The sequence below is a fragment of the Streptococcus sp. KHUD_012 genome, assembly GCF_052588255.1.
Map to the genome: position 1 here is coordinate 1,778,483 of NZ_CP159355.1, position 21,288 is coordinate 1,799,770.

Sequence of the window (21,288 nt, forward strand, 5' to 3'; positions counted from 1 at the left end):
CCTGCACATTGGTTCGTCTTGTTCAGTTTTCAAAGGTCTTTGTCGCTCTCGCGCGGCAACTATATTAGTATATCATGACCTACCCTTACTGTCAATACTTTTTTCCAAAAAAATTTATTTTTTTGAAAGTTTTTTTACTTTTTTGGTTTATATAAAAATATCAGGAGCATAAATGCTCCTGATTCCTCTATAATTTAATTGATGTTTTCAATCTCTTTTTGATCTCTATTCTTTTACTTCCAATAGACCGATGTCTCCATCTTCTCTACGGTAGATCACATTTGTTGTGTTGTCTTCTGCATCACGATAAATGAAGAAGTCGTGTGCTAATAGATCCATTTGAAGGATCGCTTCATCTAAATCCATTGGCTCTAGATCAATTGTTTTTGAGCGAACAACTTTTTCTGTGGTTGCTGCTTCTTCTACAACTGCATCGGTAAACAATTTACCTGCACCAGATTTAACACGATTTTTCTTTTCGATTTTTGTTTTATTCTTACGGATTTGACGTTCAATTTTATCTACAACTAGATCAATTGAACCGTACATATCTTGAGAGACATCTTCTGCACGAAGTGTGATAGATCCAAGCGGAATGGTTACTTCTACTTTTGCGGTCTTTTCACGGTAAACTTTTAAGTTTACTCGAGCGTCTAGCTCTTGATCTGCCTGAAAATATTTTTCAATCTTTTCGAGTTTAGAAACGACATAGTCGCGAATGGCTTCTGTTACTTCTAGGTTTTCACCACGGATACTATATTTAATCATATTAGTACCTACTTTCTAAACATTATGTTTTTATTTATATGTATATTATAACGCTTTCATAAACTTTTTGCAAATCTTTTTTTACCTTGCGATTGAAAATGTCTTTATTTCTTTCACACCTTTTTCAATTAGTAGGCGCTTCATTAATTCGATTGTTTTGCCAGTTGTGTAGATATCATCGAAGATAAGATATTTCTGCTTTTTTGAAACTTCTCCTTTTAATTGAAAGTGTTGAGAGGTTTTTAATCGTTCTTCTCTTGTTTTTTTTGATTGGGCTAAAGTGTCTTCTTTTTGGAATAGATTGTTGTACTTTATCTCTGCAAAATCTAGTATAGTCGAGACTTGATTGAATCCTCTCTCCTGGTTTTTTTCATGGCTGATTGGAGTCGGTATTATCGTATAGCTTTTATACTTTTTCAAGGCTTTTTTGATGTCACATGCAAATACCATTCCTAATAAACGATCGCCTTCAAATTTATATCGCTTGAAATAGTCCTTCATTGCTGTATTATATCTATATAATGCTTCATGTTCGACCATATTCCCCTTTTGTATCCAGTATTCGCAATCTTTACATACTTTCTCCTCCTTATCTTTAAAACATCTAGGACAATGGATTTCGCCAATTTGTTCGAAGTCTTCTTTGCATTCTTTACAAATCCATTCTTCTTGTTGTTTCATAAAAATAAGGTCTGTAAAATGTTCACCAGTTTTCAACTCTTTAGTACAAAGCAGACATTCTTTCAAAATCCAGCCTCCTGATTCATTTCCTTTATTTCTTTGATCGCTTTCTTCATTTCTCGTGTTATACCATCTGATAGAAAAAGTAGTTTACCTGTTGGTCTTTCTTTACTTCGACCGACCCTTCCTGAAATTTGTACGAGGGCACTTTTAGTAAATAATTTGTGATTACTTTCTAAAACAAAGACATCTACAAATGGAAAAGTCACTCCTCTTTCTAAAATTGTTGTCGAGACTAGCATGGTTATGGCTCTGTTTCTAAACTCTTCTACCATTCGTAGGCGGTCTGTTGTCTGTGAGGATACAAAACCTACTGTTTCTTTTGGAAAGTATTTTTTTAAGTTCTCAGTAAATTGTTGTCCTAATTCTATCTCAGATACAAAGATTAACAATGGGTAGTGAGTCTGTCTTTGTTTCTTGATCAGTTGCAATAGTTCGTAAGGAATTCTTCCTTTTTCTATTTTTTCTCTAATTTTCGGCACCCATTTTATTTCAGGGACCACTAGTGGGTTCCCATGAAATCTTCTTGGAAGACTATAACGAATGATTTCTTTTTTCTTGACCTTTTTATCTAACTCATCTGTAGAGGTTGCTGTTAAATATAGGGTATTTCCCTCTTTTTTTATTGCATTCTGAGCTGCTTTATATAAGATTGGATTGTCCACATAGGGAAACGCATCTACTTCATCTATAATAAGGAGATCAAAGGCCTGATAAAACTTTAGCAATTGATGGGTTGTAGCGATCACCAAGGGTGTTCTAAAATAGGGTTCCGATTCTCCATGAAGTAAAGAGATGGGGCAGGAAAAATCTTCCTTCATCCTTCCGTACAGTTCGATACAGACATCGATTCTCGGGGTAGCAATACAGACTCCTTTTCCTGCCTTGATCGCTGTTGCTACAACCTGATACATCATTTCCGTTTTTCCAGCTCCTGTCACAGCATGTACCAAGGCATGTTTTCCTGCCTTAACTGCTTGGATAAGACCTTCGGATACCTCTTGTTGATAGGAAGTCAAGGTTCCCTTCCAGTTTAACACCTCCTGTCCTTCAAAGTCTTGCTGTGCAATAGTATAAAGTTTTTGATCACTCCGGATCCTCCCCAATTGGATACAGGCTCTACAATACAGTACCTCTTCACTCAACTTCCACAGTTTTTGATCAATCAAACTGCCACATCGAAAGCATTGGTACCTTCCATTCTGTTTTTCTATAGCGGGAAGTTCTTGGGCAATTTCTTTTAAATCATTTGTCATTTGACTCTCCGTTAAGAGTCTTCCATAAGATTCTTCTATCTTCATACTTATTAATTCGCAAAAGTTGGAGAAAATCATTCTTTTTTTGTAAAATAAGAATATGGAATATGTTACATTTAAAGAGAACGGCACTGTTCAAGAAGAAATCAAAAAATCAAAATTCATTTGTCATATAAAGCGAGTCTCCTCTGAAGAGGAAGCTAGAGATTTTATCAATGCCATCAAAAAGGAACACTATAAGGCTACACATAACTGCTCTGCTTTCATCATTGGGGAACAAAGTGACATCAAACGGACCAGTGACGATGGAGAGCCTAGTGGAACCGCTGGGGTACCGATGTTAGGAGTTTTGGAGAATCATCGCATCACTAATAGTTGTGTCGTGGTTACCCGCTATTTCGGAGGTATTAAATTAGGCGCTGGCGGTCTGATTCGTGCTTATGCTGGAAGTGTTGCACAAGCAGTTCGAGAAATTGGACTGGTAGAAATCAAAGAGCAAGTGATTCTTGGGATCACACTTTCTTACTCCCAATACCAAGAATTTGCTAATTTCTTAAAAGAACATCAATTGGCGGAACAAGATCCGATGTTTACAGATCAGGTGATGACAACTATTTTTGTAGATAAAGAAAACACAAGTTCTATCACAGCAGCTTTAGTCGAATTTTACAATGGCAAAGTCATTATTGAGGACCAAGGAATTCGTGAGGTTGAAGTACCCCTACTTTCTGTAGAAAAATAATTAAAATACTATCGGCAACGATAGTTTTTTTTTATCACACCCATAAAATTTCTATATTTTACATTCTTCTCGCAAGAGACTATACTTGTTAGTATCAAGAAAACCTAGAACTGAGGTATATTATGGCTATTTATGAAAATATTACAGAATTGATTGGGAACACTCCTATTGTCAAATTGAACCGTCTTGTTCCTGAAGGAGCTGCAGATGTCTATGTCAAACTCGAAGCCTTCAATCCTGGATCATCTGTCAAAGACCGGATTGCTTTGAGCATGATTGAAAAAGCTGAAGCGGATGGCTTGATCAAACCAGGTGATACCATTGTCGAAGCAACTAGTGGGAACACAGGGATTGGCTTGTCATGGGTTGGCGCAGCTAAAGGCTACAAAGTTGTGATTGTCATGCCTGAAACCATGAGTGTGGAACGTCGTAAAATCATCCAAGCCTATGGAGCTGAACTCGTTTTGACTCCTGGAAGTGAAGGAATGAAAGGCGCTATCGCTAAAGCTGAAGCAATCGCTGCAGAAAGAAATGGCTTCCTTCCTCTTCAATTTGAAAACCCTGCTAACCCAGAGGTACATGAAAGAACAACAGGACAAGAAATCGTTGATGCCTTTGGAAAAGATGGTTTAGATGCTTTTGTCGCAGGTGTTGGTACTGGTGGTACTGTTTCTGGTATTTCTCATACTTTGAAAAAGAATAATCCTGCTGTCAAAGTCTATGCCGTTGAGGCCAATGAATCTGCAGTCCTTTCTGGCGAAAAACCTGGACCACATAAAATCCAAGGGATTTCAGCTGGTTTTATCCCAAATACTTTAGACACTAATGCATATGATGGTGTTCGTCGCGTATCTTCAGAAGAAGCTTTCGAACTTGCACGCGCTATCGGTGGAGCTGAAGGATTCTTAGTCGGTATCTCAAGCGCAGCTGCTATCTATGCTGCTATTGAAGTCGCAAAAGAATTGGGTAGCGGTAAAAAAGTTCTTGCTCTTGCACCAGATAATGGGGAACGTTACCTTTCTACTACCCTTTACGAATTTGAATAATTCTCTACATCAAAAAAACTTCGATAGGTTTCCTCAACCTATCGAAGTTTTTATTTTTTTTCTTGTTTGCTAAAGAATACCTTTCCTTCTTTGACCCAGGTCGGCATCTGTTGAGCTAAGGGCGCAAAACCACTCTTGTGGCGGTCAATTGAAAAACGATGGTGTCGAATGCTTCGTTGTGGTGTTTCTTCTAGTGTTCTCAGAGAGAGGCTGGCTTTCTTAGAATATTCATCAACATCGATGACTTGGACAAAAACTTTTTCTCCAATCGAAAGAATATCATGAATATTACTTACATAACCACTTCGAATCTCTGAGATATGAATCAAGCCCGTCACACCCGACTCTAGTTCGACAAAGGCGCCGTAAGGTTGAATTCCTGTGATGGTTCCTTCTAACTTATCTCCAATTTTCATATTAGTCCTCAATTTCGATGGTTTCAATCACGACATCTTCTACTGGCTTATCCATCATCCCTGTCTCAACAGCCGCGATCTCATCCAACACAGCAAAAGAAGCTTCATCCATCAATTGACCAAATACTGTATGACGTTGATCTAGGTGAGGAGTTCCCCCTTCTGTCGTATAGATTTCTGCGATTTTTTCAGGCCAGCCACCGCGGACCAATTCCTTTTTCGAATATGGAAGATGTTGATTTTGTACAATAAAGAATTGGCTGCCATTTGTGTTTGGTCCAGCATTTGCCATCGAAAGGGCTCCGCGAATATTGTACAATTCTTTTGAAAACTCGTCTTCGAAGCTCTCCCCATAGATGGATTCACCACCCATACCTGTGCCTGTTGGATCTCCCCCTTGGATCATAAAATCTTTAATAATCCGATGGAAAATGACACCATCATAATAGCCAGACTTAGCAAGAGCTACAAAGTTTGCAACTGTTTTTGGCGCTTGATCTGGGAACAATTGAATGTTCATCTCACCGTGATTGGTTTTGATCACAGCGACAGGACCGTCAACCGTAGCAAGTTCTAACTGTGGTAATGTCAATTCTTTTTCAACCATATTTAACTCCTCTAAGGCATAGAATATGCCATCTTCTTCTAAATTCTTAGTGATATAATCAGCTTTTTCTTGTAACTCTGGAGCAGATTTTCCCATTGCGATACTAATTCCAGCGTAATCAAACAGTTCTAGATCATTTAATCCATCCCCAAATACTAAAACATTCTCTGGCTTCAAGCCCAAATGATTTACAAGATGAGAAACTCCTGAAGCTTTTGAAGCTTCAAAGCGAACAACATCTGATGAATGGGGATGCCACGAAACTAGGCGCAAGTTCTCTTGCAAAGAAGGGGGCAACTCTAGCTCACTATCCTGTTCATCAAAGGTCCACATTTGGAAAATAGGTTCTTTCAAATGCAGATCTGGATCTACGGGTAAGTTAGGATAAATGATGTCAATAGCATCACTGATCAAGGGTGTCCGATTAGACAGGGCAGCTTGATGGCTAGCCACTAACCCATAATCAATCTCGGATTCTTTGGCCCAATCCACAAAAGAAGAAACGATTGCTTCATTGATTGGTGATTGGTAGATCACAGTTCCTTTTGTATCTTCTATATAGGCACCGTTTAAGGTTACTAGAAAATCAGGCTTTAAGTCCATGATTTCAGGAACAACCCCAAAAATCCCTCTACCCGTTGCAATCCCTGTTCGGATTCCTTTTTCTTTCAACTGATGAAAGACTTCTTTGACAGATTCTGGGATCAATCCAGTTTCTTTTGCACGTAATGTATCATCAATATCAAAAAAGACGATTTTAACTTTTTTAGCTTTATAACGTAATTTTGCGTCCACTTATCTCCCCCTTATGATCATGCTCTATTATAGCATGTTTCCCTTTAAAAATCTTCTTGATTCACCAGATGGTGTCGGAAGGCATAAACGACTGCTTGCGTCCGATCACTGACTTCTAATTTCGATAAGATGTTGGAAACATGGGTTTTCACCGTTTTTAAAGAAATGAAGAGTTCATCTGCTATTCGTTGATTTTCATATCCTTTCGTCAATAAAGCCAGAATATCTCGTTCTCTAGCTGTCAAATCATCATGCAATTCAGCATGGTTCTTTCGTGACTCAACTTTTTGACTAACTTCTGTCTCAATCGCAAATTCTCCCTTTGCAACCTTTCGGACAGCCTGTAAGATCTCAGTCGCTGACGAGGTCTTTAAAATATACCCTTTTGCACCGGCATCTAAGACAGGGTAAATCTTTTCGTTATCTAAATAAGACGTCAAAATGACAATTTTAGCTTCCGGCCACTCTTTTAGGATGGCTAGAGTCGCATCGATTCCATTTAGCTCTGGCATCACAATATCCATGATGATGACGTCTGGTCTTTCTTTCAGCGCCAACTCCACCCCTTCTTGCCCATTTTTCGCCTCTAAGACTTGCTCAATATCGGTTTGCATGGACAAAAAGCTTTTCAATCCCAATCGGACCATTTCATGGTCGTCTACTAATAATACTTTCATACAGTTTCCTTTTCATTTTTATCTTTTACAAGGAGGGGAACGCGAATATCCACAGCCACTCCCTTTTGGGGACTCGTTCTTATTTTAATGGTTCCCGCCATGTCCTCTACACGTTCTTGAATATTTTTCAACCCATAACTCAATCGTTCCAATTTTTCCTGCTCAAAGCCGATTCCATCATCTACCATCCGTAAATGAAGTTGTTTTCCTTCCTGATGCAAAAAGACATCCATTTGTTGAGCTCTAGCGTGTTTCAAGGTATTGCTGACAATTTCTTGGACGATCCGAAATAGATGTTCTTCCATTTCTTTTGGAATGCTCACGTCATTATGATGGAAGACAACTGTTAGGTTACTCTTTTCCTTCAATTCTCTAAAAATCATCTCCATACCTTCTACCAGGCTTTTTCCTTCCAATTCTGTAGGACGAAGATGTAGGAGCAAGACGCGTAAATCATTTTGGGCTGTACCTAGAATATCTGACACACCATTTAGTTGCTGCTGGATCTGACTTTTCTCTAACTCAAGGGCCTGTGCTGCCACTCCAGATAAAATCATATTGGCTGCAAACAATTCTTGACTAACCGTGTCATGTAGATCACGCGCAATTCTCTTACGCTCGATTTCCACAATTTCTTCCTCATTTCGCATCACACGATTTTCACTTTTTTGTAAATTTTCTTCTAGTCGAAGCAATTTGCTGTCCAATAAATCTAACTGTTGATTCAATTCTTTGGGGGCAATTTCTTTTCGCTGTGAAGCAGTCAGGATAGATTCTACCTTTTGTTGTACTGCATGAACCGTTACAAATTGCGTGATTTTAATAATTAAGACAACCAAAGCCGTCAATGCAAGCGTCAGACTAAAAACCAAAAATAGGAATGACTGAAGCAAGGAAAGATCTGAAAGAAGTTTGCCCCACTGAAAACCAACAAAATGGAAAATGGTATGACAAATGACCGCAACCACCATTAGGGAATAGAAATACAATAGGAGATAGTCTAATTTCTTCATGCGCGAATCACCTCAACATCCCCAACAATACCAACTAACACAATTTTTATAGAACGGTGCGATCTCCGATAATGTGCCGTTTCAATGTCTATGGTTTCATTCCTCATTTTACGGACAGGAAGATCCAAGAACTTCAGATCTCCATACAGGGTGTTAATTTGTAAATGCAATTCCAAATCAATCGGTAAGATAATTTTTGTATTTCCAAACCCTTTCCGAATGATCACTACATTGTCCCAATTGCAAATGGCTACCTCCTCTAAATGGAGGGTGTCATTCCCAAAAACTCGGATCACATTCAGATCTCGATACCCCCGACTTTGCTTTGAAAAATGTTGTAAATCACCAATCCATCGAGTTTTTTCCTGACGAATTTTCGTATCCTCTTCAACATCAAACACAACGGCTTCATTTTCCTTATACATATAAGGGTAGGCAATCAATAAACCATAAACCACCGCAAATAAAATGGCTGCAATCACAAAAGGATTCAGCATCACGATAAAAAACAAGAGGACACTCAGCGCGATTAATAGAAAATTCGCTTTTTGTTTGCCAAAATAGTAATATAAAAGGAGCAAAAAGAGAACCATCAAGACAACAAATCTGGAAAAATCGATTGATAAAATGGTGATCGCTGCTAATGTTAACAAAACGGCTTCAACGAAAATAAAAATTTGTATTTTCCACATAGTCTACCTCATCTTTTCCTATTTTATCAAATTTTTCCTCATTTGACTTCCGTCTGTGGTTGGATAATAGCAGACAATCAAAAAGACTCAGAAATCCATCTGAGTCTTAGACTGATTTATGAATCTCCACCAGTTGCACTACTGCTAGAACTTTCTGTATCTGATCGTTCAGCAGAGGATGAACTAGATGCATCTGAACTTGATGAGGCTTTCGTACTTGAAGAAGCCGTCACTTTAGGCTCATATACAGTCAAAACAATTCGTGTTCGGTTAATATCCACCGTACTCGAAACTTCTGGAGTTTGACTGACAATTTGACCGGCAGAAACAACTACCCCATCAGGGAGATGTTCCGTTTTTCTTAATTCGATATTGGCTTCTTTAATACCATAGATCTCAATCAAATTACTTCTAGCAAAATCATAAGTTGATCCAACATAGTTTGGCATTTCAATTGAAGTCGTTTCTTTCGCTACTTTCAAAACAATCTTGGTTTTTGAATTCAGAGAATATTGCTCTCCTGGAGCTGGGGTTTGTTCAAGAACTGTCCCTGCAGCATAATCGAAGGTCTCAACTTCTTCAATCGTGATCATTTTGCTTGATACTTTATAAGTATTTTTCAGATCTTCCTCTGCTTTAGCTCGTGTTTCTCCTACATAGTTTGGCATTTCAAAACTATTTGGACCTTTTGAAACAATCAAATCAATGCGACTTTGTTCTTTCTTTTGAGCACCTGCATTTGGATTGGTCCGAATCACATAGCCTTCTGCAACCGAATCACTGTACTCTTCTTTCTCTTCACCGACTTGAAGGTCTTGTCCCTCAATAACCGCTCTAGCTTCGGCAATGGTTTTGCCGGAAACATCTGGAACTGTTTTATTGGCTGGGCTCATATACAACAAAAAAGTAAAGGCTGCAAGAACTAGTGCAATGGCAACAAACAAGACCTTGTAGCGCGCCCGCAAGCGTCTTCTTGGCTTTTTACTTGGTGCCATTGTCTGCTGGTCAGATAATGGTCGATTAGGATCTACCGAACTGATTTCACTGCGTACCTCAGAGATTGGAACAGGAGCCGTCTTTGGAGTTGGACTCACTTTTGGAAGAGTCTTTGTATCAGCTTTCGATTGATCTTCAAAAATCAGTTTTTTCTCATTTCTTCTCTCATAGGACAAGCAACTTGAAAGGTCCACATACATCTCTGCCACTGATTTATAGCGATCCGTCAGTTTTTTAGCTGTCGCTTTGATTACCACATTTTCTAAAGCTTGTGGAACATTCTTATTCTCTTCCCGAATAGATGGGAGTGGCTTTTGAAAATGCTGCAAAGCGATTGTAACTGCACTATCTCCATCATAAGGAATGTGTCCTGTCAACATCTCATAGAAAATGATCCCCATCGCGTAGATGTCACTTTGCACCGTAGCTTTTGAACCGCGCGCCTGCTCAGGGGACAAATAATGAACCGACCCCAACATCGAGTTGGTCTGAGTCAAACTAGTCTCTGCGAAGGCCACTGCAATCCCAAAGTCTGAAACTTTTGCTGTTCCATCTGGTGTCAAGAGAACATTCTGTGGTTTTAAATCTCTATGGATAATGCCACGCGTATGGGCAAGACGCATAGCTAGAAGGATCTGCCCCATCAAACGAACAGCTTCTTCATTTGATAAAGGAGCATTTTCTTTGATATAGCGTTTCAAGTCTAAACCTGCAACATATTCCATTGCAAGGTATTGTTGTCCTTCTTCTTCGCCAATGTCTGTAATCCGAACGATATTTGGATGGTCCAGCTCTGCCATCGCCTTTGCTTCACGCTGAAAACGCGCAACTGCAATGGGATCCGTCTGGTAATTCGTACGCAGTACCTTGACTGCAACTTCTTCCCCATCCAAAATCAAATCACGCGCAAGATAAACATCTGCCATCCCGCCGCGTCCAATTTGTTGGATGATTTTATATCGCCCGGCAAAAATTTTGCCGATTTGAATCATGCTGCGTCCTCCTCAGTAAAGTGGAGCAGTACAACGGTGATATTATCCAAGCCTCCAGCATTATTGGCAAAACGAATCAAGGTTTGAGCTTTTTCTTCCAGTGAAACATCACTCAAGACAATGTCTCTGATTTCATCTGGGCCAATCATATTGGTTAAACCGTCACTATTGATCAAAATATAATCATCTGCTTCAACCGTCACCAAACCATAATCCGGCTCTAACTCATCTTTTTGACCAATGGACTGAGTGATGATGTTACGTTGAGGATGATGGGCAGCTTCTTCCTCTGTGATTTGACCTGCTCGCAAAAGAGCATTTACAAGAGAATGATCACTGGTCAACTGCTGATATTCGCCCTGACGAATGAGGCCAATCCGCGAATCTCCAACATGGGCATAAATCACTTGCCCTTCTACAAAAGCCAAGGCTTCCAATGTCGTTCCCATTCCTTTGTGCTCATCATCTTGCCCAGCTAAATGGATCCGACGGTTCACAGCTTCTAAATGTTCTGCAAACCATTCCCGTACTTGATTAACCGTCTCGATCTCAGAAGAAACCCAAGCCGCACCTAGGTCTGTGACTGCCATTTCACTAGCAATATTTCCGGCACGGTGTCCTCCCATACCATCAGCAAGTAAAACCATAGATTTTCCTGCCTTGTTTTTATATTGATTTGCATAGTCTTGGTTATTTGTCCGTCTTTGACCTACATCGGTTAAGATCGTAATATCCATACTGTCAGTTTCCTCCTGATATTATGAGATTCTCTTAAAACGACTGATAAAGAAGCCGTCGCTTCCATATAATTCGGGTGTAATAAGGATACAATCATTTTTAAGAATATCTTTTCTTTCGTGATCCAATGGGACTTGTTCGAAATTTGGATGGTTTTTCAAAAATTGGTCCACCACTTCAAAATTCTCTTTACCCATAATTGTACACGTACTGTACACTATTATACCACCTTTACGCACACTTTGACAAACACTATCCAGAATGGCCAATTGAATAGCTTGTAAAGATACAAAATCTGCACTCTCTTTATTGTACTTGATATCAGGCTTTCTCCGGATCAAACCAATCCCTGAACAAGGCGCATCCACCAAAATTTTATCGAAAGCATCAGGTCCAAATGTTTCAAAGACTTTTGTCGCATCTAACTTCTTTGTCAAAATTTTGTCCGCAACATGGAGCCGATTAGCATTTTCTTGAATCAATTTGAGCTTATGGTCATAGAGATCCAAGGCTGTGACTTTCCCAGTTGTGAGATAAGAAGCCAGGTGAGTCGTCTTTCCACCTGGCGCCGCACAGGCATCTAAAACCCACTCATCTCCTTGCAAATCCAAAGCCGGTGCCACCAATTGACTGGACTCGTCTTGAATAGTAATGTGCCCTTCTTTGAACAAGGAATGCGCTGCAAAATGTCCCTGTTCTTTCACGAGAGCAGAGGGAGCAAGTAGAGAGGAGGTTGCTTCGAGTAGCTGCGCTAACTCTTCTTTTTCGTCTAGATTAATCACACGAATACTGGATTTATTACGTTGATAGAGACTCTTAAAAATAGCGCCAGCACGTTCTTCACCGTATTCTTCGATCAATGCTTTGACCAACCATACGGGTAGGGAATACTCTACCGAATAACGTTTGTTCTTTCGCTTGATCGTATCAATAGCTGGTAGTCCCTCGCGGAGGAGCTTTCTAAGAATAGCATTGACAAACTTCTCACTGCCTTCTTTACGACGTTTTGCTATCCGGACAGCTTCATTGACGATGGCATGATCGGGAATTCGGTCTAAATAGACAAGTTGATACAAACTCATCATCAAAAGATAATAGAGCCAAGGATCTAATTTCGTCCGGTCTTCAATTACGTGGGCGAGATACCACTCGAGCGTTATCTTCCGTGCTACAGTACCGTATACAACTTCCGTAACAAAGCTTCTATCTTTATCTGAAAGTTGAGAGTGTTCTAGCGCTTGATTTAGGGCAATATTAGAATAAGCTCCCTGCTCAAAAACCTCTTCTAGCACTCGAACGATCTGTTCACGCGCATTCATTTGTTTAACTTCCAAAGTGATCTCCTACTTTCAATTGACGGCCAGCGCCATTCAAAAAGTCTGTGATGGACATTTTTGGTTTTCCTGCTGGCTGCACAACTTTAAGGGACAATGCGCCTTCTCCTGCAGCGACCAGCAACTCTTTTTTGGTCAAAGCAATCACTTCTCCTGGATTTCCATTTCCTTCGCATAGTTCTGCTTCATAGACTTTGAAGCGTTGACCATTTAATAACGTATGAGCGACCGGCCAAGGATTCATTCCCCGAATCTGGTTAAAGACTTGGCGATTGGTTTTGGTCCAGTCCAAAACCTCTTCTTCCGGTAAAATATTCGGTGAAAATGTGACCAAACTTGGATCTTGTGGACATGGCTTGATCTCCCCTGCCAGGTAAGCTGGCAAAGTATCTAGGAGTAAGTCACGTCCAAGGACTGCCAATTTTTCAAACAAAGTTCCCACATTGTCCTCATCTAAAATTGGGAGAGAACGAGCTGCAATCATGTCTCCGGCATCCATTTCCTTGACCATTTCCATAATTGTAACCCCAGCTTCTTCGTCACCATTGATCAGGGCATAGTGAATGGGAGCTCCACCTCTATATTTAGGTAATAAAGACGCGTGGACATTCACCGCAAACTGAAAGTTCTCCAACAATTTTGTCGGTAAAAATTGTCCAAAAGCAGCGGTCACAATTCCATCTGCATCTAGGGTTAAGAGAGTTTCCATTTCTGGACTACCCGATAATTTCTCCGGCTGAAGAACTGGTAGTTGATGTTCTAAAGCTACCTGCTTCACCGGGGTCATTCGAATCTCTTTTTTGCGACCTACTTTGCGGTCTGGTTGAGTCACAACTGCCAAAATTTCATAGCGCGAATCTGCTAACAATCCCTTTAAAACCGTCGCTGAAAAATCAGGCGTTCCCATAAAAATTAATTTTGTCATTTCTTTCTTCCTTACATAAAACTTTGAGGTTCATTATCAATACTGACACGTAGATCTTGGTTGCCTCTTTCTTGTGTAAATTCTAAGATTTGATTCAAGACCTGAGTCATGCCTTCTTCGAAACGATATTTCACAATGATTTGATAATGATACAAATTATGTGTGCGTGCAATTGGTTTAGGTGTTGGTCCAAAGATTTGGACCTGATCAGATAAGCCAGATCGGAGAATTTCCATGACCTGATGTGACTTCTCCATCACCATTTCCTCACTCTTATGAGATAGGGTTAGTCCAACTGTGAAGTAATAAGGCGTATAGCCTAACTGCCGGCGAATCTGCATTTCATAGGCAAAAAAACCTTCATAATCTTGGTTTTTGGCAAATCGAATCGCATAATGATTGGGGTTGTAGCTTTGAATGATAACCTCTCCTTCTTTCTCTGCTCGTCCGGCCCTTCCTGCCACCTGAGTCAAGAGTTGAAAGGTTCTCTCAGAGGATCGATAATCCGGTAAATTTAAAGAAGTATCCGCATTCAAGACACCCACTAACGTCACATTTGGAAAATCCAATCCCTTCGCAATCATTTGCGTCCCTAACAAAATATCCACTTCTCCATTCCCGAAAGCATCTAATATCGCTGCGTGGCTCCCCTTTTTTCGAGTGGTATCCACATCCATGCGCAGAATTTTAGCTTCAGGAAAGATCTCTTGTAATTCATCATAAGCTTTTTGTGTTCCTGTCCCGTAATAACGAATGGAAGGACTTTGGCAATTTGGACAGTGTCGAGGAATCGCTTTACTATAGCCACAATAATGACAGTTCATGGTTTTAGTATCCATGTGGAGGGTCAAAGAGATGTCACAATTGGGACAAGTATCTACAGTTCCACACTCGCGACACATGACAAAACTGGAATAACCACGGCGGTTCAACATCAAGACAACCTGCTCTTTTTTCTGCAAGCGATCAGCAATAGCTTCCACTAGAACCGGAGTGAAGTTACCAGCTTCATTTTGGCCAATATAATCACGGAAATCAACGACTTTAACTTCTGGAATTTTGGCTGCCGGATTGGCCCGCTGGGTTAGACGAATTAATTCATAAACCCCTTTTGTTGCACGAGCCCTCGATTCTAAACTTGGTGTAGCAGATCCAAGAAGCAAAACTGCTTGATTGTACTGAGCCCTTAGGACTGCGACTTCCCTTGCGTGGTAGCGTGGATTACTATCTTGTTTGTAGGAAGCCTCGTGCTCCTCATCAATGATGATCGCTCCGATGTTTTTTAAAGGGGCAAAGATGGCTGAGCGCGCTCCAACGACTACCTTAGCCTCCCCACGTTCAACTTTCCGCCATTGATCATACTTCTCACCGTTTGATAAACCCGAGTGTAGAATGGCTACTTCCTGACCAAAACGCGAGATAAAACGGTCTGTCATCTGTGGTGTCAGGGAAATTTCAGGGACCAACATGATAGCTGTTTTTCTCTTATTTAGAACTTCCTGAATAATCTGCAGATAAACTTCTGTTTTCCCACTTCCAGTCACACCTTCTAATAAAAAAGGCTTTGATGTTTTCCCAATTTGAGAAACTACTGTTTCGACAGCTTTTGCTTGCTCTGAATTTAAAAGCAGAGCCTGGGTCTGCTCTTTGCCTTCATAATATGCAGCCGCCCGATTCACTTCTCGTTCTGTAATTTCTAAAACACCCTGATCAATAAAATAAGCCACTACTTCTCGTGAAAAATCCTGATACAATCCTGCTAAAGGTTGCTCCCCTTGCTCTAGTAACAGGCGTTCTTTCAATGCTAGCCTTTTTTTAGCTCTCACTGATAGTTGAAGTTCTTTTAATCCTTCCTGGTTAACGCGATACCATTTTTCTGTTTTAATTTGTTTCTTATCCTTGGCCTTGTATTCAAGTACCAAATCTCCTTTTCTGACCAACCGCATCACTTGGGCTTGATCGGCCGCATCTAGAGAAGAAAAAGAAACTTCATTTTTTTCACCAAAAAGTTTCACTTTGAGAGTGGGATCTAAAGAAGGTTGAGGATACAAAATCTTATCATAACTCGAATTGAGGAGAGAAGGAAGCATGGTTTTTAAAATCGTGATCTTATAAGAAAAAACACTTTTTCGTAATTGATCTGCCAACCAGAACTGCTCTTGATTTAAGACCGGAGTGTAATCCAAGACCTCCACAATCGCTTTTAATTCCTCGCTTGTGTCTGCCTCTTCTAAAACATCTACCACAATCCCTTGAATGAGGCGATTCCCTTTACCAAACGGGACATGAACTCGCATACCTGCCTCCACCATATCCTCAAATTCTAATGGAATCTGATAAGAATAGGGTTTATCTGTCTGCATCAATGGGACATCTACGATGACTTTTGCTATCACTTTTTCACCTCCAGCCTCTATCATATGAGCTTTACTTTATCACGGAACCCTTTAAATAGCAAAAAATAAGATTGAGAAGCCCCAACCTTAAATTTTTTCACCATCTTCTTTTTCTTTGGCAATTTGTTCCTTAATTTTGCGCTCTTCTTCTTCTTTGCGAATCCGCTCTGCTTCAATCCGACGACGAAGCGCTTCACGTTTTGCTTCTGGATCCGGGTGAACAACTACGTTCCCAGACTCGATTTCTTCAAGCGCTTGTAATGTTGATTTAACTGATTGGAATTCTTGAGTTGGTACTGCACCACTTTCCAATTCATGGGCCCGTTTTGCCTCAAGAATGACCAATGAATATTTTGATGGTACTTTGTCAAGCAATGTATCAATAGAAGGTTTTAACATCATATTCCTATACCTAATTTCTAATTATTTATCTCTTCACAATAGTTTGTGTTTTTGGTAACATATCCAGATAATGGCCAATGACACGGTCTACACGGAAATGCTCTGCTTCGATCACACGTTTGACACGCTCAGCAGCAAGAGGAACCTCGTCGTTCACAATGGCGTAGTCATATTCACGCATCATTGCGATTTCTTCTTTTGCTTTTTCAATCCGTTGCGCAATAACTTCTGCACTATCTGTCCCGCGACCTACTAATCGATCCTGCAATTCATCCAAATCAGGCGGAGTTAAGAAAATAAAAACTGCATCTGGAACTTTCTTCTTTACTTGAAGTGCACCCTGAACTTCAATTTCAAGGAATACATCGATTCCTTTGTCCAAGGTTTCATTCACATAGGTTAAAGGAGTCCCATAGTAATTTCCAACGTACTCAGCATACTCCAACATTTGCCCTTGACGGATCAAATCTTCAAATTCTTCACGTGTACGGAAAAAATAGTCGACACCATCCACTTCACCTGGACGTTGTGCACGCGTCGTCATCGATACAGAATACTGAAACTGATTGTCCGAGTTTTCAAAAATTTCTCGTCTGACCGTTCCTTTTCCAACCCCCGAAGGGCCAGAAAATACGATTAATAAGCCACGATCCGCCATGATTTCTCCTTCAATGTCTTTCTATCTAGTGTAACAAAAATCGGCCTAATTTTCAACTGATTTTTTCATTCAAAAAGCTTGAGATGCTAGATCTCAAGCTTTTTGTTTATTTTGCGTAATCGACTGCACGCAATTCTCGAATAACGGTAACCTTAATGTTTCCAGGATATTCAAGATTGGACTCGATCTTCTCACGAATATCATGAGCTAAGATCGTCACTTTATCATCCTTGATTGCCTCAGGGCTAACCATAATACGGATTTCACGACCCGCTTGAAGGGCGAAACTTGTCTTAACTCCTTCAAAACTATTTGCAATTTCTTCAAGATCTTGCAAGCGTTTGATGTAGCTTTCAAGTGACTCACTTCGTGCTCCAGGTCGAGCTGCACTCAAGGCATCCGCCGCAGCGACAATGACTGCAATGACACTTTCTGGTTCCACGTCCCCATGGTGACTGGCAATGGTATTGACCACCACTGGGTGTTCCTTGTACTTCCGTGCCAATTCAGTTCCAATCTCGACGTGACTTCCTTCCACTTCACGGTCAATCGCTTTACCGATATCATGTAAGAATCCTGCACGTCGTGCCAAGGTAGCATTTTCACCCAACTCGCTAGCAATAATACCAGAAAGTTTGGCAACTTCAATGGAGTGACGCAAAACGTTTTGACCATAAGAAGTACGGAATTGCAACCGTCCCATGATTTTCATCAAATCTGGATGGAGGTTTGGCGCACCGATTTCATAGGCAGCCGCCTCACCGTATTCACGAATCCGGTTGTCAATTTCCTGGCGGTTCTTCTCAACCAGCTCTTCGATGCGGGCTGGATGGATCCGACCATCTTTGAGAAGGCTCTCCATTGTCATGCGGGCGATTTCACGACGAATCGGATCAAACCCTGACAAGGTCACCACTTCAGGCGTATCATCAATAATCACATCGACACCTGTCAAACTCTCAAAGGTACGAATATTGCGACCTTCACGACCGATAATCCGACCCTTCATACTATCGTCCGGCAAATGAACGGTTGAGTTTGTTTGCTCAGCAACAAAATCACCCGCCATTCGCTGCATAGCTTGCACGAGAATGTCTTTTGCGATTTTATCAGAACGTTCTTTCACTTCCAATTCAGCATCACGAATCCGTGAGGCAATTTCTTTTGAAAGTTGCTCTTCCGTCTGACTCAAAATAATGTCACGCGCTTCTCCTTGACTTAGAGCAGCGACACGTTCCAGTTCTTCTACTTTCTTGTGTTCAAGCTCTTCCAGCTGTTGTTCACGCGCATCAATGTGTTTAGTTCTATCTGTAAGACTTTGCTCTTTGTGTTCAAGAGACTGTTCTTTGCTTGTTAAAATGTCGTCTTTGCGATCAAGATTGCTAGCACGTTCTGCCAAACGGCTTTCTAATTGCTTCAATTCTTGTCGTTCTGACTTAAACTCAGCATCGACCTCTTCACGATATTTTCTGGCTTCTTCCTTTGCCTCCAAAAGTGCTTCTTTTTTAAGTGAACTTGACTCATGCTTCGCCTCTTTTAAAATCAAATCGGCTTCGCGTTCAGTCTGTCCACGTAAATTCGTTGCTTCTTGTTCAGCATTCAAAAGGGTGAGTTCCGCAGCTTCTTTTGAAGCTTTCATTTTAAGAGCAGTTCCCACATATCCAATGACTAAACCAATGACCGCGGCAAAAACACCTGTAATAACAAAATTCATGCTTTTACCCCAAATCTATTTAATTAGTTGAATTAAAAATTCTTTTACATTTTACCATAAATTACTAAAATTAACAATCTAAAAAAACAGGAAAAACCTTTTATATTTTTGCTTAACGCTTGTTCTTTTATCGACTTTTCTTTCATGGAACATCTGTGAGACATTCATTTATTTCCACTTTGTTGAATCTGCTTTTTTATGCTATAATCAAGAAAAACAAAGAAGGATTTGAGTATGACAAAAGAAGTAATTGTTGAAAGTTTTGAATTGGACCACACAGCTGTGAAGGCTCCCTATGTACGCTTGATTGGGGAAGAAACTGGACCCAAAGGAGACATCATCTCTAACTTCGATATTCGTCTGGTGCAACCCAATGAAAATGCGATTCCAACGGCAGGACTCCACACGATCGAGCACCTTCTTGCAATGCTTATTCGCAAACGCATCGATGGAATGATTGATTGTTCCCCATTTGGATGTCGCACCGGTTTTCATATGATCATGTGGGGACAGCATTCAAGTACGGAAATTGCTAAAGTGATTAAAGATTCTCTAGAAGAAATTGCTTCTATCAGCACTTGGGAGGATGTCCCAGGCACAACCATTGAGTCTTGCGGAAATTACAAGGATCACAGCCTCTTCTCAGCCAAAGAATGGTGTCGCTTGATTCTAGATCAAGGAATCTCAGATGATCCATTTGAACGTCATCTTGTTTAATACGAAAAAGAGGCTGGGACAAAAGTCCTAGCCTCTCAATTATTTTTGGATTGTCGAGCAAGACGCAGTGGTTGAGTGGGCTCTACTACGCTGATTTCATCAGCTTTTACAGCCCTACTCAACTGTGCGGAGGTGGGACGACGAAATCGAATTCTAACGAATTACCGATTTCTGTCCCACTCTCTTTTTTATTGTCATTTTTCCCAAAAAGGGGATGTCTGATCAAGCATTAATAATCCAGAGCATCTGAATGACCTTTTCCGTTTCCTACGAAATAACCAGTTTTGGCATTGATACTAAAGAGATAGGTTCCATCTGGTTTGAAGAGGTTGTAATAGCCATTACCATTAATGATATTGACACGCTCTAAAATGTATTGATTGCCAGTGATATGTCCGCGTTTACGAGCAATGTTCAATACTTTTTCAAGGATCCCATCACCAAACACCCAAGCTGGGTTATTGACATCATTGATAGCTGCTTGGTTATACGGCACACGACTCAAGTTCCGCTGAAGTGGGACACCATCGCTTGGAAGACCGTACCCTGAATAGCCTGGGTTTGCCGTTCCTGTACTACCTGTAGCAGCATTGACAGTTGGGGCCGTAGGCGTTGCTGCTTGAGCTGGGGCTGGAGTTGCATTAGAAGTATCTGTACCACCTGTTCCTGTCACTGGTGCCGGTGTCGCAACTTGTTGTGAACGTCCTTGCGCAACCGCATCATTCAATAAGCTATCTAATTTTTCATTGCCTGTCTTTGTTTCTGCAAAGGTCGCATCACTTTTCGCTTTGGCAGTTGTATCAAGAACTCCATCTTTGATGACTGGAGAACTAAATTGAGAATTCACTTTTTGAATAGCAGAAACTTGCTTCACAAGGTCTTCATATTTTGTTTTAGCCGCATTATAATCACTGCTTCCTTCTAATTTGTCCAGCAGTTTCTTAAGATTTTCCAAGTCTCCAAATTTATCATTTTTAAGAGCACTTTTTGATTCATCTACAAAAAAGGCATCGTAGGCTTTGGTAAACTCTTCTAGTTTTTGAGCTTGTGTTTCACTGCTACTTGATTTAGAAGTAGAAGATGACTTGCTAGATGAAGACGATACAACAGTTGTACCACCAGATTTTCCACGACTGTGCATCCAGTTATAGGTCACAAAAATGGCCGAACCGACAATCGCAAGACCTAATGCAGAGTATAGAACCGCTTTGATTCGTTTACCCGCATTGCTTGGTGTTTCCTCAGGAAGTTCCTCAGCTTCTACAATTGGTTCAGTTGGTGTGGGACCAAATTTAATCTTAGCAGGTAATTCAGTTGAGATAGCATCCATTTCAGGCCTTTGTTCCAAGACCGTTTCCGTCACTTCCGGCGCCTCCACTGCTTCAGCTACTTCAGCAACTGTTTCTGTAGCTGCCAACTCTTCAGCTTTAGCCAATTCTTCTTTGGCCAAAATTTTTGTATCGTATTTTTCAGCTTCAATTTCTGCTCGGTGTTGTTTGATGTATTTGTCTAAGACATTATCACCTTCAGTAACACCTGCTTCGATTTCTTCTGCTTTTCGATTGGCCTGCCCAATCGTCATCTCTTTAGCATCTTCAAACTCTAAAATTGATTCTGTTTCTTGCTCTAATGGCTTTTTATCCTTCTCTGTCATAAAAATCCT

20 protein-coding genes are annotated in these 21,288 nt (G+C 40.5%); 3 read left to right on the forward strand and 17 right to left on the reverse strand.

Going from position 1 to position 21,288, the window contains the following annotated elements:
* Positions 1-225: 225 nt before the first annotated feature.
* The 3 genes from hpf to ABVF55_RS08670 form a co-directional block, all read right to left on the reverse strand.
* On the reverse strand, positions 226-768 hold the full coding sequence (hpf, locus tag ABVF55_RS08660) for a ribosome hibernation-promoting factor, HPF/YfiA family (protein ID WP_021154569.1): 543 nt from the start codon (positions 766-768) through the stop codon (positions 226-228).
* A gap of 81 nt (positions 769-849) precedes the next feature.
* Positions 850-1,515 (reverse strand): ComF family protein, encoded by a 666-nt coding sequence (locus ABVF55_RS08665; protein ID WP_320909411.1) that lies wholly within the window; start codon positions 1,513-1,515, stop codon positions 850-852.
* Positions 1,512-2,810, reverse strand: a complete 1,299-nt coding sequence (locus tag ABVF55_RS08670) for a DEAD/DEAH box helicase (RefSeq protein WP_129824778.1) — start codon at positions 2,808-2,810, stop codon at positions 1,512-1,514. The genes ABVF55_RS08665 and ABVF55_RS08670 overlap by 4 nt, the downstream gene beginning before the upstream one ends.
* A 55-nt stretch (positions 2,811-2,865) precedes the next feature.
* Between ABVF55_RS08670 and ABVF55_RS08675 the strand changes: the two genes are divergently transcribed.
* The gene (locus tag ABVF55_RS08675) at positions 2,866-3,507 is read left to right on the forward strand and encodes a YigZ family protein (protein ID WP_445285233.1); all 642 of its coding nucleotides are present in this window, start codon (positions 2,866-2,868) and stop codon (positions 3,505-3,507) included.
* A gap of 122 nt (positions 3,508-3,629) precedes the next feature.
* On the forward strand, positions 3,630-4,553 hold the full coding sequence (gene cysK, locus ABVF55_RS08680; RefSeq protein WP_003004014.1) for a cysteine synthase A: 924 nt from the start codon (positions 3,630-3,632) through the stop codon (positions 4,551-4,553).
* A 50-nt stretch (positions 4,554-4,603) separates the two neighbouring features.
* On the opposite strand, the gene ABVF55_RS08685 is transcribed toward cysK, so the two are convergent.
* The 13 genes from ABVF55_RS08685 to ABVF55_RS08745 form a co-directional block, all read right to left on the reverse strand.
* Positions 4,604-4,969 (reverse strand): S1 RNA-binding domain-containing protein, encoded by a 366-nt coding sequence (locus tag ABVF55_RS08685; protein ID WP_320909413.1) that lies wholly within the window; start codon positions 4,967-4,969, stop codon positions 4,604-4,606.
* Position 4,970: 1 nt separating this feature from the next.
* Positions 4,971-6,371 (reverse strand): bifunctional Cof-type HAD-IIB family hydrolase/peptidylprolyl isomerase, encoded by a 1,401-nt coding sequence (locus ABVF55_RS08690; protein WP_021154563.1) that lies wholly within the window; start codon positions 6,369-6,371, stop codon positions 4,971-4,973.
* 44 nt (positions 6,372-6,415) lie between these two features.
* Positions 6,416-7,048 (reverse strand): response regulator transcription factor, encoded by a 633-nt coding sequence (locus ABVF55_RS08695; RefSeq protein WP_003004009.1) that lies wholly within the window; start codon positions 7,046-7,048, stop codon positions 6,416-6,418.
* A complete protein-coding gene (locus ABVF55_RS08700; RefSeq protein ID WP_118096436.1) occupies positions 7,045-8,061 on the reverse strand; it encodes a sensor histidine kinase in 1,017 nt (338 codons plus the stop codon). The genes ABVF55_RS08695 and ABVF55_RS08700 overlap by 4 nt, the downstream gene beginning before the upstream one ends.
* Positions 8,058-8,753, reverse strand: coding sequence for a cell wall-active antibiotics response protein LiaF (liaF, locus tag ABVF55_RS08705; RefSeq protein ID WP_003003865.1), 696 nt, complete (start codon positions 8,751-8,753; stop codon positions 8,058-8,060). The genes ABVF55_RS08700 and liaF overlap by 4 nt, the downstream gene beginning before the upstream one ends.
* A 116-nt stretch (positions 8,754-8,869) precedes the next feature.
* Complete coding sequence (gene pknB, locus ABVF55_RS08710) at positions 8,870-10,741, reverse strand: Stk1 family PASTA domain-containing Ser/Thr kinase (protein ID WP_445285234.1); 1,872 nt, start codon at positions 10,739-10,741, stop codon at positions 8,870-8,872.
* The gene (locus ABVF55_RS08715) at positions 10,738-11,478 is read right to left on the reverse strand and encodes a Stp1/IreP family PP2C-type Ser/Thr phosphatase (RefSeq protein WP_021154558.1); all 741 of its coding nucleotides are present in this window, start codon (positions 11,476-11,478) and stop codon (positions 10,738-10,740) included. Before ABVF55_RS08715 ends, pknB begins: the two co-directional genes overlap by 4 nt.
* Before the next feature lie 21 nt (positions 11,479-11,499).
* Positions 11,500-12,813, reverse strand: coding sequence for a 16S rRNA (cytosine(967)-C(5))-methyltransferase RsmB (gene rsmB, locus ABVF55_RS08720; RefSeq protein ID WP_023920307.1), 1,314 nt, complete (start codon positions 12,811-12,813; stop codon positions 11,500-11,502).
* Complete coding sequence (fmt, locus tag ABVF55_RS08725; protein ID WP_445285235.1) at positions 12,803-13,738, reverse strand: methionyl-tRNA formyltransferase; 936 nt, start codon at positions 13,736-13,738, stop codon at positions 12,803-12,805. The genes rsmB and fmt overlap by 11 nt, the downstream gene beginning before the upstream one ends.
* An 11-nt stretch (positions 13,739-13,749) precedes the next feature.
* Positions 13,750-16,158 carry a primosomal protein N' gene (locus ABVF55_RS08730; RefSeq protein WP_445285236.1) on the reverse strand — a complete coding sequence of 803 codons (2,409 nt, stop codon included), beginning with the start codon at positions 16,156-16,158 and terminating at the stop codon, positions 13,750-13,752.
* Positions 16,159-16,221: 63 nt separating this feature from the next.
* Positions 16,222-16,536, reverse strand: coding sequence for a DNA-directed RNA polymerase subunit omega (rpoZ, locus tag ABVF55_RS08735; protein ID WP_003010339.1), 315 nt, complete (start codon positions 16,534-16,536; stop codon positions 16,222-16,224).
* A 25-nt stretch (positions 16,537-16,561) separates the two neighbouring features.
* Entirely contained in the window at positions 16,562-17,194 is a 633-nt protein-coding gene (gene gmk, locus ABVF55_RS08740) for a guanylate kinase (protein ID WP_003003905.1), read from the reverse strand.
* Between the two features lie 106 nt (positions 17,195-17,300).
* Positions 17,301-18,908 carry a ribonuclease Y gene (locus ABVF55_RS08745; RefSeq protein ID WP_445285237.1) on the reverse strand — a complete coding sequence of 536 codons (1,608 nt, stop codon included), beginning with the start codon at positions 18,906-18,908 and terminating at the stop codon, positions 17,301-17,303.
* Positions 18,909-19,142: 234 nt separating this feature from the next.
* On the opposite strand from ABVF55_RS08745, the gene ABVF55_RS08750 reads away from it, so the two are divergent.
* Positions 19,143-19,625, forward strand: a complete 483-nt coding sequence (locus tag ABVF55_RS08750) for an S-ribosylhomocysteine lyase (protein ID WP_009732333.1) — start codon at positions 19,143-19,145, stop codon at positions 19,623-19,625.
* A gap of 229 nt (positions 19,626-19,854) precedes the next feature.
* On the opposite strand, the gene ABVF55_RS08755 is transcribed toward ABVF55_RS08750, so the two are convergent.
* Complete coding sequence (locus ABVF55_RS08755; protein WP_445285238.1) at positions 19,855-21,279, reverse strand: cell division site-positioning protein MapZ family protein; 1,425 nt, start codon at positions 21,277-21,279, stop codon at positions 19,855-19,857.
* Positions 21,280-21,288: the final 9 nt, after the last annotated feature.